General features: G+C 70.8%; 6 protein-coding genes. 1 reads left to right on the top strand and 5 read right to left on the bottom strand.

Features of this window, described 5'->3' with window-relative positions; all coding sequences use genetic code 11:
• Positions 1 to 223: 223 nt before the first annotated feature.
• From ACIPWY_RS03305 to ACIPWY_RS03290, 4 genes are read right to left on the bottom strand one after another with little or no spacing between them, the layout of a single operon-like run.
• Complete coding sequence (locus ACIPWY_RS03305) at positions 224 to 3319, bottom strand: pPIWI_RE module domain-containing protein (RefSeq protein WP_401532096.1); 3096 nt, start codon at positions 3317 to 3319, stop codon at positions 224 to 226.
• Positions 3320 to 3367: 48 nt separating this feature from the next.
• A complete protein-coding gene (locus tag ACIPWY_RS03300; protein ID WP_401532095.1) occupies positions 3368 to 7108 on the bottom strand; it encodes a hypothetical protein in 3741 nt (1246 codons plus the stop codon).
• A complete protein-coding gene (locus tag ACIPWY_RS03295) occupies positions 7101 to 8336 on the bottom strand; it encodes a hypothetical protein (protein ID WP_401532094.1) in 1236 nt (411 codons plus the stop codon). Before ACIPWY_RS03295 ends, ACIPWY_RS03300 begins: the two co-directional genes overlap by 8 nt.
• A complete protein-coding gene (locus ACIPWY_RS03290) occupies positions 8333 to 9997 on the bottom strand; it encodes a PD-(D/E)XK nuclease family protein (RefSeq protein ID WP_401532164.1) in 1665 nt (554 codons plus the stop codon). The genes ACIPWY_RS03295 and ACIPWY_RS03290 overlap by 4 nt, the downstream gene beginning before the upstream one ends.
• A gap of 192 nt (positions 9998 to 10189) precedes the next feature.
• Between ACIPWY_RS03290 and ACIPWY_RS03285 the strand changes: the two genes are divergently transcribed.
• Positions 10190 to 11701, top strand: coding sequence for a serine/threonine protein kinase (locus ACIPWY_RS03285; RefSeq protein ID WP_401532093.1), 1512 nt, complete (start codon positions 10190 to 10192; stop codon positions 11699 to 11701).
• Positions 11702 to 11807: 106 nt separating this feature from the next.
• Here ACIPWY_RS03285 and ACIPWY_RS03280 read toward each other — a convergent pair whose 3' ends face one another.
• Complete coding sequence (locus ACIPWY_RS03280) at positions 11808 to 13853, bottom strand: N-6 DNA methylase (RefSeq protein WP_401532092.1); 2046 nt, start codon at positions 13851 to 13853, stop codon at positions 11808 to 11810.
• Positions 13854 to 13993 lie beyond the last annotated feature (140 nt).

Here is a 13993-nt window from a genome sequence, read left to right as displayed (position 1 = left end):
CCGAGGTATGCACTTCTGGAACTGATGGCCACGGCGGCGTACGCGACCCGCACATGACCACGCGTACGATCTCGCCCGGACGTCATCATCATCAGCCCGCTGGACGCGAGATTCCGTTGGTGTACGTGACACTGCCAGCATCGATCACACGTATCGTCCCTGGAGCATCGGCGCGACGAGGTCGGATTGTCCCGCGCTGGTCAGCTTCCTTCACCTCGACCCGTCACAGCTCGAAGAGCACCAGCTCCTCCTCAGAGCTGGCGACCGCCTCAGCCTCATCCGCCTCATCGATCTGCACCACGGTGTCGAGTCCGGCCGCCGCCTGGGTCACCGGGTCGGCGTCCACCGCCGCATCGTCCAACCGGTCCCCTGCGGCGCCGGACTCGTCCGTACCCTCCGGGGCGTCCTCGGCCCGCGTGGGCAGGACGTACTCCTGCGCGAGGGCGGCCAGGTGCAGGGGCAGCGGGTGGGCGAGGGCCTGCGGGTAGTCCGGGGGCTGACGCAGCAGGTGGGCTGTCATGGCCAGCGCCTGCGGGTCATCTCCATCGGCGGTGTGGCACCCAAGTACGGCGAGTTCCACTAGGCCCGGCATCCAACCCTGGATACCGGTGTCGACCGTCGGTTCGCCCTTGCGCTTGCCCTGAGTGATCAGGCGCGGAGCGAGCTTGTCGGCCTGGATGGCCGTGTCGCGGAACTGGACCGGCTTCGGGGTGGTGCTGCAGAAGATCCGGCCTGAGGAGGAATCCTCGGGGACCCACAGATGGGTGCCGATTCCGTTGGGTCCTTCCCCGGGGTTGATGCCCCACCACTGCGCGGTCTCCCGTCCCGTCGCGGTACGTACGCGCAGCAGACGCAGATCCGGGTGGAGGCGCCGGGCCGGGGCGTGGCCGTCGCGGATGCGGTCGGGTTCGGTGCGGCCGTCCTGCAGCCAGGTCCAGTGCGAGCGTGCGTTGACGGCGTCGGCCAACAGCATGGTCGGAGCGCGGTGCAAGGTGGTGCGGATCGTCTGGAGCCATTCCTCCGCTGCACGCCGCTGCTGTTCGCGGTCACGGCCCCAACTGGGGCGCCTGGCGGCGGGAGTCGTGCTGTCGTCCTCGGTGCGCGGGGCGGGCAGGGGCAGGACCTCGGCACGACGCGCGAGCCCGACCAGCATCTGCGGGTACGGCACCCAGGCGCCGGCTCCGTCGTCGGCTTCCGGATCCCAGCCCTCGACGCGCGCGAGTCCGCTGCCCGGCTCCTTGGGGGTGACCAGGACGGCGACGGGTACGTGGGCCGGCCAGCGGTTCTTCGTGGTGCGGTTCTTGCGGACCATCCACACGGCCGCGTAGCGCAGGTTCTCCGGGATGCCCTCGGTCAGGTCGTGTTCGGGGTGCACGCGGGCACCGAGTTGGCGCAGGCCGTCGTCCCAGGCCATCTGGGCACGGTGGGCCATGTTGGCGACCGAGTTGTAGCCCTTGACCTTCTGTGGCACGGCAACGAACTGGGTGACGAAGCCCTCGTCCGCGCAGCCCAAGCGCAGGGCGAACTTGGGGTCGGCGCCTCGGGCGAAATCGTCTGCTCGACGGAGTTCGATCAGTGTGAGGCCGACCGTGCCGTCGGTCCGGTCGCCGTTGAGCCACTGCGCGGTAGCCGTGCGGCGGGCGTGCACGGCCGCCGCAATGTCCTGGTGCTGCGGGCGGCGCCGCTCCTCGGCAGGCAGGTCGAGTCCCGCGGTGAGGTCGATCCCGGTGCGCTCCTGAGTGCGTACGACGGGGCGCAGGCAGCGGACGCGGACGGTGAGTTCGGGCGTGCGCCATTCGTGGAGCACGGGCCGACCCGGCGCGGCTGCCTGGTATGCCGCTTCGTCCACTGCGTCGGCATCGATGCCGGGTCCGTCAAGGCCCAGGCGAATGCGCAGGGCGTCGAGTGCGGCGTCGCGCAGGTCCGCGGTGTGCCACAGCAACCTGGCCTCCATGACCGGCCTGCCGAGGGTGTCGCGGGGGGCGTACGCGGACAGCGCGTGGGCGGCCGCGGCCCGCCGCTGCCGGCAGCAGCGTGCTTCCTCGTTCTCCTTCTCGTCCTTCTTCACGGTGGTGGGGGGCGCGTTGACAGGCTTGGGGCCGGCAAGACGGGAGCGGCTCATCGGGGTCGCGGACCTGAGTTGTTCCGGCAGCGCCTGCTCAGCCCAGGCCGTCAGCTGCGACACCTGGTTCGCCATAAGACCGGGCGCGACCTGGTGGCGACCCATCGCCGGGCGGTGGACGATCGCTGCGCGCATGTCGCGGGCGAGCCATGTCTCCGGCGCGCCGAGCAGCGCGTCCACGTCGGGGAACACCTCCCCGATCGCGAGACCCGCGAGGAGTTCGGCCGGTCCGCCGTCGACCCACCTGTCCTCGAAATTTCCGGTCTCCCGGCTGCGGAAGCGCTTGAGCCGGGTCACCGCGAACCGCTCGCTCAGCGGTACGCCGGGTAGGACCGGTACCTGTGGACGCAGCAGAACGGTGGTGGCCGAGCCCCAGGGCAGGCGGAGCCGCTGCTCACCGTTGTCCGTCGCGCTGCATCGGGTCGCCCAGCGGCGGACGGTCCAGTGCAGATGGAAGCGAGGCTGCGGATCGAAGGGCACCGTATGCAGGGCGATGTTGAGAACCACGGAGAACCAGCCGGCGCCCTTGCCCGGTTCGGGCTCGAACGGCAAGGGCTGGGAGACGAGCTCGGCCCCCTTGTCCCTGCGGCCGCGCGGCATCGCGCGAAAGCGCAGGCTCCCGCCCTCGTACGGGTAGGGGCCGAGGTCGAGGACGCGGCGGGCGAGCCAGTCGGGGGTGAGGGTGAACTGGTCGGACTCGACGGCGGCGGTGCCGCCCGGGGTCTGCTTGTGGGGCAGAAGTTCGCGGGTGACGTGTTCCCACTGTGGCGGGTGGGCGCGCAGTTCGGCGCGTACGTCCTTCAGGAGGGCGCGGTAGCCGGGGTCGTCGGCGAGGTCGGCCCTGAGGCCGCCGAGCCAGTGATTGACGAGGGTGGAGAGCACCTGCGGTGGCAGTGGGTCGGCGATGTCCTCAGCGGCGTACAGCCAGCGCGGGGGCTCGCCCTCCTCCCGCTGGTGGAAGGGACGGGGCATGACGAGGACGTCGGGGGCGTAGGCCTGGAGGACCTGTTCGAGACGGAAGGTGGGGGCGGTGCGCCACGTCGCCTCCTGCGGGTCACGGCCGTACATGCACAGGCCGAGCACCGCGTCGCGCCACTGCTCAGGGAAGGGAAGAGCCCGGTAACGGGCGGTGTGGGAGGCGTCGGCATCGGCCGGCTGCCAGGTCGCGGTGCCGATGTGCTGGTAGTTGACGGGCATGAGCTGCTCCCTGAAATAGGGGATGCGACCGGGACAAGGGACGGGTCGTCAGGCCCCGGTCGGCCGTTGGTGGTTCTCGAGCGCGCGCAGAGCGTTGTGAAACGGCTGATAGAGGAGACGGGCAAGCTGGGCGTCGGCGGGATCGACCGCCTCGGAGCCGGTGAAGTACGGGGTGAGGATGGAGCCGAGGGCCTGCAGCAGCCCGTCCGCGGCGGGTACCGCGCTGGCCTGCGCCCGAGGTGAGAGCGCCTTGGCGAGGGTGGGGGCGAAGGCGGCGTCGACGAACACCACGCGGGCGGGGACGCCGCCGCGCACGAGTCGGCCGATGACCTGCCACATGGTGACCAGTTGGTCCCAGGCGAAGGCCCGCTTCTCCCAGTCGGCGAGGTGGGAGTAGACGTAGCGGCGGGAGAGGAGCCTGCGCCATTCCTCGCGTCCCTCGTGCCGCAACTGCTGTCCGGCGTCGTCCAGGTCGGTGGCCTTGGCGACGAGTTCCGTGAAGGTGGCGGGTCCGGTGCGCCGGTCCGCTCGCCGGATGTCGCGGACGAAGCGGGCGATCCAGTCGTTGACCGCGAAGATCGACAGCGAGAGGTCGTCGGGCCGGGGGTGGGGGCGAGCCAGGAACAGTGCGGTACCGAATGCGGCCTTGGCTTGACTGTTGAGGATGTTGTGGCCGCGCTCGACGGCGAGCAGGGGCGCCACCAGGACTTCGGCGGTCGGGTCGTCCGCGAACCGGGCGAGGTCGCCGCGCCGCAAGGCGGGATGTGACGTCTCGTCGGGGTCTCGCTCTCCCCTGTCGGCGGTGAGGCCGGTGCCGTGCAGGGCCTCCGTGACGTCCGCGTCGTCGGGTACGAGCACGCGCACCCTGCCGTGCCAGCGTTCCTCGCCGTCCAGGGTGTCCGCGACGGCGTACGCCTCGCGGTAGCTGCCGACCAGGAGCAGAGCGCGACGACGGCCGTCGTCAGCCACCTTGGCGATTTCCTGGTCCAGCGGGCCGGACGCCCCCAACAGGCCGGGCCTGGCGAGGCGGGCGGCCATGGCACGGGCCTGGGCGAGCCGGTCCTTGGGGCGGGTGCCCGATAGGCTCATGGGCAAGCCCTTGTCGTCGTAGAGGAAGTGGGTGGCGAAGCGGGTACGGGCAACCGCCTCAAGCGACTCAGGTGATGGTTTCAGTACAGCCGCGACAGGTGCGAGGACATGGGCACGCGTGGACTCCCCGGACCAGCTGGTGCCGGACATGAGGATCACATGCGGGCCGCCGCGTCCGGTAGCCGGGTCCGCCCCCAACTCGTGGAGGTGGAGGAGGAGTTCGCGGCCGACTCCGGTGCAGCGGAAGAAGCGGAGGGTGCCTCCTGTGCGGCCGATCTCGTCGCGATCCTGGTCGTCGGGGAGGTACTGGAAGCCGAGGACGTTTCCCATGGGCGACTCGGGGACGATCGGCGCGTAGTCGAGAGGGGTACGGCGGGCGAGCTCCTTGCCCGCGGCATCGAGCCGGAGGGCTGCTTCGACTTGGGGCCACAGAAATGTCAGCCGGTCCAGGCGCTGATGCATCGCGCTCAGCAGCAGCGTGAAGCCGAGGCGTCGGCAGGTGGTGGCCCACCAGCGTTCGCCCTCGGCTCCGTCGGGGATGTGCGCGATGCAGGGGGTACTGGCTGTCAGGGCTTCAGCAACCGCGCGCAGCCGCTCTCTGGTCCGGGACTCGGACTGGTTGTGCAGCAGGTCCTGGACGGCCCTGACGAGTCGGCCCACGAGCGGGGCCTCGGGATTGGGCTCCTTGTCCCCGAACGGGTCGTCGCGAAAGGCGTCGAGTACGGCGGTGACGGCGTCCCGCAGCGGGTCGGTGACGTCCTGGCCCGCAAGCCCGGCACCGGGCTCGAGGTCGGCTTCGGCATCGGATGCGCCGCTGTCGTCGTACCCCTCGTACAGGTGGGTCTCGTCCTGCTCGGCTCTCGTGCCCTGGTTCTCCTCCCGGCCCGTCCGGAACCACTCGTCGAGAAGCTGCTGTTGAAGCGTCCACGGGCTGAAGTACTCCGGGTCGATCCAGTCGCGGATGTCCTCGTCCTCGATCAGTTGACGGCACAGGGGGTCGACGGCGGTCGTGACGCTCGCGAGGGCCTTGTTCCACAGGTGGACCTGCTGGTCGGTGAGCGGGAGACGGGCGTTCTGGCTAAGTTCCTCGATCTTGTGGGCGTTGAGCCGGTCGAGCCAGGAGGATTCGAAACCCGGTTGGACGAGGGTGGCGGAGGGCGCGAAGAGCTGATCCAGGCGCATCTGCACGTTGTCGGCCTCGTCGACGACGATGATGTCGCTGCGCAGGCAGGCGAGTTCGAGCTGACGCAGGCGTTCGTCGTTGAGATGGCCGGCGACCGGGCTCTGGACCAGGCTGGCCGGGTTGGCCACCCAGATGAGCGCGTCCACCTGCGCGCGGGCGGTGGAGTGGCGGGGGCACTGGGCCCACATGGGGCAGCCGTGCGGGGGCCCGTCCGGTGCCTCTGGCGCTCGTCGGGCAGCGGGTTTCGGTGTGCGGCCGGGTTCCTGTCGCCGCAGCGCGTCGAGCGGGTTCCCGGCGGGCTCCTGACCACTTGTCCTCTCCGAGTCGTTCGGAGTCGTTTCGGGGACGAGTGAGGTGCAGGGGGCGTCCGCGTACCGCAGCGGCTCCGCGTGGTCGGTGCCGCGCAGCCCGCTGGCCAGGCACACGGTGCTGAGCGCGTCGAAGCCCGGGTCGTCGTGGTCCAGGAGGTTGTCCAGGTCGCGGGAGGCCAGGCGCCTGTGCAGGCGCTGCACATGGGTCTCGCGGGTGCTGTTGCCGAGCAGGGGTACGGCGTCGATACCTAGGCCTGTGAAGAGTGCGCACAGCCGCAGTTGCTCGGCGACGTCACCGACCACCAGGGTCGTACGCAGTGGGACGGGACGGCGGGCAGCCCACACGGCGAGCACCGTCATCAGGGTGCTCTTGCCCGCTCCGACCATGCCGACGAGGTGGAACAGACCTTCCACCCGCATTTCGTCGCTGTCAGTGAAGCCGCGCCCGTCGGCGTCGCGGGGTGCGAAGTGGAGGTCCTTGAGGCGGCGTTCCCAGTTACCCGGGCGCTCGGCGCCCACCTCGCGTTCTGTCTCGTCCATCCAGCGTGCGGTGACGGTGAGTTCGGTGCGGGTGAAGGTGAGCGGGGCGCAGCGCCCTGCACGTTCGGCGGCCAGATCGTGCCCACTGGGGCGGTCGAAGCAGAGTTCCCCGGGGATGGTGACCGAGGCGGCGCGGCGCAGTTCCCTGAAACTGCTGCGGCCTGCAGGGGCGAGCGGCAGCACATGACGCTTGAAGTCGGGCAGCGCGGACAGGGCACGGTCATAGACATCGACGCGCCCGGGGGCGATGCCGGGCAGCAGGGGAACCGGCGGGGTGCCTTCGCCGGTCGGCGGCACGTCATAGGCGCGCAGGTGGGCAGGGAGCAGACGATACGAGTCGAGGAGCCCACGCCAGGCGTGACCGCGGCGCAACGGCCACAGCAGGTAGCGGGCCGAGGTCAGCATCGTCTCGATCGCGCGGTCGGAGGTGGTGGTGAGTGCGTCGAAGCCGACGAGCCCGGCCGCCCGCGCGAAGGGGTAGCCGCCGAACAGGCTGTAGGCGCCCTCGGCAGGCTGCCTCGCGTCGAGTAGTTCCAGCAGGCGCAGGCCGAGTTCCACCTGGCACAGGTGGGTCGCGGTAAATCCCTTCGGGACACCGGGCTGGGACAGCAGAGGGCGCTTGAGTTCCTGGCTCACCGGCCGGTGCCACGCGTGTTCGTCACGCATTGCCGTCCTCCTTCGTGGACGTGGGGGAGGTACGGAGATTGCGGATCCGCTCGCCGCGCAGGGCGTGACGTGCGCGCCGTACGAGTTCCGTGTCAGTGAGCAGGGCCGGGGCGGTCCGCGGGTTTTCGCAGGCCCGTTCATAGACCTGCTGATAGTCGGGGCGGGCGTCGACGCGGTGGCGTGGTACCACCCAGAAGGCCTCGTCGTAGGGCGGATTGCGCGGTACGGGTGCGGCCGCCCTGCCGAGGAAATAGGGGCTGGCCCAGTCCTTGACGTCGATGGCCCAGCGCAACCCGTCGGGGAAGACGACGAGCAGGTCGTAGGCGTCGTAGCCGGGCCACATCTCGATCGTGAGGCCGAGAGCCCGCAGCTCCCCCTCCAGGTCGGCCTCCGCGCGGCCCGGTCCTGTGACGAACTGCCTTAGTGCGCGCTCCAGTTGGAGTACGGTGCCCGCCTCCGTCTCGCGCAGGACCCGGCCCACGGGCGGTGGTCCCGCGCGGCGGCACCTGTCACGCTCGCACCACCACTCGGCCGCCCCGAGCGGGGTGAGCAGGGTCAGGCAGCGGCCGCACTGCACGTAGGCGCCGTCTCTGCGGTAGGAGCGGGGAACCTCCTGGTAGATGTACCGGATGAGGTCGTGGACCGGTTCGAGGAGCATGTCACCGAGCACCTCGAACATGTCCGCGGCGGTGAGGACGGGCCGGCGGACGAGCAGGCCGCGGAAGGCGCTGTAGGAGCCCTCTTCACCGTGTTCACGGCAGAGCGTCAGGGCGGTGTGCACGATCTGCCGGTCACGGTGGCGCACTGCCGGGTCGGCGCCCGTTTCGGCCCACTCGTGGCACAGGTCGGTGGGCCTTCCGGAGTCGGGGTCGAGCAGCAGATCACCAGGTCCTGCGGTGCCTGCGGGAAGGTGGAGCGGCCAGTCCTCCAGGGGGATGTCGCGGCAGCGCGCCACCAGTTCGGCGAGCGAAGCCGGCGGCCGCTCCCCGGCGAGCAGGCAGGCGACGGAGAGGCGGTCAAGGGCGTGCTGGGCGACGGCCGGGTAGGGCAGGGTGAACCGGTCGAGGTCAGGCTCGCGTTCGAGGACGCGCAGGGCCTGGGCAAGGGTCTGGAGCAGGGGGATGCCCTGCCACGCCGACCAGGTGTCGATCCCGGCCGCCGCCCCTGTGGAAGCGAAGGAGGACGAGCCGCTGCCCTGTTCTCGTGCGCATTGGCTTGTGCCGTTCACGGGCGCTCCTCGCCGCGTCGGCCCTTCATCCGGTCCTGTCCCGTGGCACACCACTTGTGCGCCTCGCACTGGCCGCAGTCGTATCCGTCCCTCGGCGCCTCGGGGTAGGTGACGGCGCGGATCCAAGGGTCGACCAGAGTGCGTACCACGGCGCGGGCCTGGGTGAGCGTGGCCGGGTCGAAGGGGTCGAGTTCCTCCTCGGCCGATCCATCGGGACGCAGTACCTCCAGCTCCACGCGGGAGCGGTGCGGGTCCCCCGGAACGGTTCCGGTGGCCAGGAACAGGACGGCGAGGGCGAGTTGGGGGTGGCGCTCCATCACCTCCTGCCCGGTGCCGTAGCAGTGGGAGGTGGTCTTGGTCTCGCGGATGACCGCTGCTCCGCGCTCGGTGTAGAGGAGGTCGCAGTCGGCGATGACGACGACGTCGGCCTCGTCGTCGTACACGGTGATGCGCTGCTGGGGAAGGCAGCGGTCCCGGGGATCGAGCCGGTCGAACGGGCAGCGGGAGCGGTGCTGTCGGAGCATGGCCAGCGCGGGGGCGAGTTCACCGGCGGTCAGGCCCGGCAGTGTCTCGGGCAGCGGGGCATGCCTGCACGGCAGGCGGTCGGCATCGGCGTGCCGCTCGTTGAGCCAGGCATCGACCGCCCTGCCGCGCCGGATCCACTCGGGTTCCGGCGCGCGCTCACGCAGATTCAGGGTCCTGGTGAGGTGGTACCGCGCGGGGCATTCTTTGAAGGCCCGCAGGTCGGAGACCGAGACCGTGCGGCGCTTACGGCGGCCTGGCGCCGGGTCGACCACGCTGAGCAGACCACGGGTGCGCGGGAGTTCGGGGCAGACGGGCAGCACCTTGCAGTCGACACAGCCGTCGCCGGGACGTCGCTCGCTCCCCGAAGTTGCCGGGGTGATCAGCGGGGCGGCGTGCCGGTTGAAGAGGTCTCGCGCCTCCTGGGCCGTCCAGTCGGCCTGCCTCCCGTCCTCCTCGGCGGCCAGCACCCTCACCTGCCCGTCGCCGAGGCCGAAGCCGATGATCCGCACCCGTTCCGGGACGGACGCGGCCGGCTCGATCGGGACCCGTGCGGCCTTGTAACTGCTGGTGTCGCACGGTCTGCCGTAGACAAGTACGCCGGCCGCTGCCGCGAGTTCGGACAGGGGGCGGGTGGGCTTGAGCTGCGAGAGGTGCGGAATCCATAGTTCACGGATGGAACCGTCGCTGGTGGCGTACTGCCGCCCCCACACCTCGAGTTCGTAGGTGTGGACGCCGGGCACGTCGTCGACCGACCGACTGGCCACCCAGCGGTCGAGCACAGGGATGGCGCGTGAACTACCCAGCACCTCCTGCTCCTTGAGGAATCGTTCACGGGCACCGAGAAAGATCCGCGCCGCCTGCCGCCCCCACTCCTCGTGCGCGGGTGCGACGACGGCGCTACCCCGGCGCCGCCGCCGTTCCCCCGGGAACTCGGCGGCGTCGATGAGGTGCTCCGCCGGGGCGAACCAGAAGTCCTCCACGGGAGAGGGACGCCACCCATCCCCCGAAGAGCCCACCAGGGGGCGCGACTTGAGGGATCGACGCTGCGGACAGGCCCCCTCGTCCGGCCGCAGCGCGGGCAGCCCGACCCGCACCAGTGCACTGTCCCCGTTCACACCGGGCGGTTTCTGCCACATCGGCACAGCGGACTCCTTATGCTCCAGAAGGACCAGCGAGAGAAGAGTCCCGCACTTCGTGAACAGAGTCAATGACCGTTTCGCGCGATCAGGTCGGCACCTGCCGCTATTCTTGTCCGGGAACAGTCGCACCCCGCAGCCCCTGCGCCACCACACCTGCACCAAGAACCCCAAGGAGGAGAAGTGCGGTCGATGGAGTTCCCGCCTGACGGAGCGTCATGGCTGCTGAGCGACCGGTTCAAGATCACTGGTCCGCTCGGCAGCGGCGGCATGGGCATCGTCCACCGAGCCATCGACCTGGAGACTTCCGCACACGTGGCGGTGAAGTTCCTCGCCCCCAGCGGACCGGACGAGAGCAGCGTTCTGGGCCGCCTGCGCCCCACCCCCGGTGACCTCAAGCGCTTCGGCCGGGAATGCCGGATGCACGTGGACCTCGGTGGCGACGGCGTACCCGCGCACGTCGCCCACCTGCTGACCGGCCCCTCCCCCTACCTCGTCACCGAGCTCGTGGACGGCGTGAGCCTGTACACGTGGCTGCGGACCAACCGCCCCTCGTTCGCCGCCTCCGTATGCGTCCTCCTCCGACTGGCCCAGATCCTGGACCGGGTGCACGCGTGCCGCGTCGTCCACCGGGACGTGAAGACGCTCAACATCCTCATCAGTACGAAGGGGGAGATCTTCCTGGTCGACTTCGGCATCGCGCTCCCCCTCACCCCGGGAGCCACCCGGCATACCGACAAGGGCACCCGCACCCCCGGAAGCCTCGGCTATATGGCCCCCGAGATCATCAACGGCGAGCGCAATCCCACTCCCGCTGCCGACGTGTACGGAGCTGCCTGCGTCTTCTTCCAACTGGTCACCGGCCGCACGGTGTTCGTGCCCAAGGGCGGTGAGTACACCGTCGAGAAGCAGCACTGCGAAGACGTCGCACCTCGCCTGTCCGAGTTCGTGCCCGGCAGTGTTCCCGCCGAGGTGGACGACCTCGTCGCACGCATGCTCGCCAAGGACCCGGCGCTGCGCCCCACCGCCCGCGAAGTCGCGCAGATCCTCCTCGCGCACGTGCCCCCACCCGACGCACCGGCGCCGCACCCCGTCCTCTCCCCGGACCCGACCCTGCCCCGCCGCAGGCAAGACCCGGACACCGCCGCCTCCGGCGCACCCGCCCGCGCCCGGTCACGCCCTTCCGTGCGCAGGCCGGCTTCCGGCGGCCTGACCAGGTCTCAGCTGCGCGCCGCCATGGCTTCAGCCGCCGAGGAGGTGGCCGAGGGCGAACCCGGTGTGCACACCCGGCAGCTGGCCGGTCTGCTCGCCAAGGCCGGCCAGAAGTGGGGCGAGGACGACAGAGAGGTTCTTTCGGCGGTCCTGCTGTGCGCGGACGGTGACCGATGTGTCGGTGACATGGTGACGGCCGGTTCGCGCTACCGGTCGGTCGGACGCCTCACTGCCTCGGTCGCCGAAGGTTCCCCCGTGTACACGGTCGCTCTGGCGGCCCGCCTGGGTGCGGCGGAGTGCCGGCTGTCCGAGGACGAGGAGGGCGAAACCGTGCTCCCGGTGTGGGTGGACGTGTGCCGGGCCGTGCTCGCGATGGGCCCGACCGCACCCGCCGAACTGACCGAACGCTTCCGGGAATTGGGGGACGATCTCGCGGAGCGCGGCCACGAGACGACCGTGGCCGCGTGGCTCGGGCGGCTGCGCGAGCACTGATCCGCACAACCCGCCGCGATGGGACGCACCTGAATACCGGCACCGGGGCCGTGGGCAGGGCCGCCCCGGCAATCAGCGTCCGGCCACCGGCCTGCGACACCGCCCGTCAACCGGCATCCGCTCCCTCGGCCGGCCCCACCCGCCCCGCGGACAGCAGCCCACCGAGCGCCCCGCTCAACCGCGCGCCCATGGCACTCACCTCGGCGACGCTCTCCTCGAAGGCGGCGAGTCGACGGTGGGCCTCACCCAGGCGCCGCTGGTCCTCTACCGGCAGGCGCAGCACGTGCAGACGCCGTACGTCGATACGCGAGGAGACCGAGGCGTGCGTCCCGGCCCGGCGGGCGTTGGCCCGCACCCTCAGGCATGCGGCCAGGAAGAACGGGTCCAGGATGGCGTTGTCGACCCGCAACCGGTACAAGTACGGGCTCAGCACCCGGGGTTCACCCGTCGCCACCCAGGCGTCGAACCCCACCGGGGTGCCGACGACGACAACGTCGCCGAAGCGGGTGAGCACCGCTGTGCCATCCCGTTCCAGGCCATACGCGGTCTCGGCGTCGACCCACTGCCGCTCGCGCTCCTCGTGCGCCTCAGTGGCGAGCATCGACGGAGGCAGGGTCAGCAGTTCCGCTGCCGAGTCGCCCGACATCCGGTGACCACGCTGGACCAGTTCAGCCGGGAGCGCCACGCCCACGGCCAGAGTGAGCGCACCGCTGCGCTCCAGTTCCGCCACGGTAACCGTCGGCAGCTCTGCCTCCTGGTCGGCGACCGCGAGCCGGCGCAGGGCAGCGCCGGCGTCCGTCAGCTTCAGCACGGCACCGTCGAGTCCGGCCCACATCCGGCGCACATCCACTGCGGAGGCAGCCTCTTCTGTGCGCACGTGCCGCGCCGGGGCCAAGTCCGTCTCGTCACCGATCAGTTCGACCACCGGCACACGAGCCGTGCGCTCGGTGCCCAGCAGGCCGCGCAGTGCGCCAACTGTCCGGTCAAGGACAGTGCCCCAGTCGATGGCAGCCGCCCGGCCACCGGTCTGGGTGGTCCGGCAGTCGGCCGCATCCACGAACGCCACGGGGGCGTCGGCTCCGGTCGCGGACGGAGCCGCGAGCAGCCAGAGATGAAGGCCGACCCCGTACGGTGCCGCCGCGCCGGCGGGCAGCGCAACGACCCCCCGTACCGTGCCGGCCCGCAGGAGGGCGGCCCGGATGCGCCGCCCCGCCCGCCGGGAGGCAACCGCCGGGGGCAACAGCACGACGGCCACGCCGTCCCCGGCCAGCTCCGAGAGAATGTGCTGGACCCAGGCCAGCTCGGACTCGGTGCGCGGCGGCTGACCGAACTGCCAGCGCTGGTCCGTGGCAAGTTCTCCGTAGCCCCATTCCCGTTCATTCGACGGCGGGTTGCAGAGCACCACATCGGCCTCCTCCGCCAGGGACAACGGCCGACGGAGAGTGTCGCTCGCAGCGATGTCCAGGCTCGCCCGGGGCGCCTTCAACGCGAGGCGGGCGCGCGCGAGCCCGGCCAGTACGGGGTCGATGTCCACGCCGGAGAGCAGCATCTTGTTCCGCACGCCCCATTGCCGTACGGCGGCGGTCAGCAAACTGCCCACACCACAGGCCGGGTCGGCGACGTGCCGGACCGGCACGTCGCCGCGCAGCTCCGCAGCGATCGCTGTCATGGTGTCGGCAAGCTGGGATGGGGTGACAGCGACCTGCCGCACGTGGGTGGACAGCCAGCGGTCCATCAGCGCGTCGAAACCGGCCCGGCTGCCGTTCCTGTCGGCGAGGATCAACGCCTCGTCCACCAGGGCGCGTTCCCCCTCCGTGAGCTCTGCAGGATCCACCGGGCCCGGCCCGTCACGTCCCGCCAGACGGTCCCCGACCTCGATGACGATGCGTCCCATACGGTGACGGTCACCCAGGTCCTCGATCTTCGGCCACAACCGGTCCCACCCCGTTGACGACGCGTCGACCTTCCCGTGCCGCACGAGCCATGCCTCGATGTCGTCGAGGGAGAACTGCGGGCTGGCATCGGATCCGCCGATGGGCTGCGGGAAATCGTCACGGCGCCGCCGCCAGTTGCTCACCGCCGCACGCCCCACTCCGGCCATGCGTGCTACGCCGGCCAGGGTCAGCGTTACCGGTGCGTTCTGCTGGGGCATGGGGCCTTCCTCGGATCCGGGACATCGCGATGGCGGGGCGGTCGTTCCCAGTATGCCGGTCACGATCACACGCGGCCATGACCTTACAGTCAACGCATTGACTACGCTCACACGCGGGTGGGTGGTACGGGCCCCTCCCG

It is taken from the genome of Streptomyces sp. NPDC090032, from assembly GCF_044748025.1.
GTDB lineage: Bacteria > Actinomycetota > Actinomycetes > Streptomycetales > Streptomycetaceae > Streptomyces.
The sequence above is the reverse complement of the archived record's forward strand: the minus strand, read 5'-3'. Positions and strand labels throughout refer to the sequence as shown.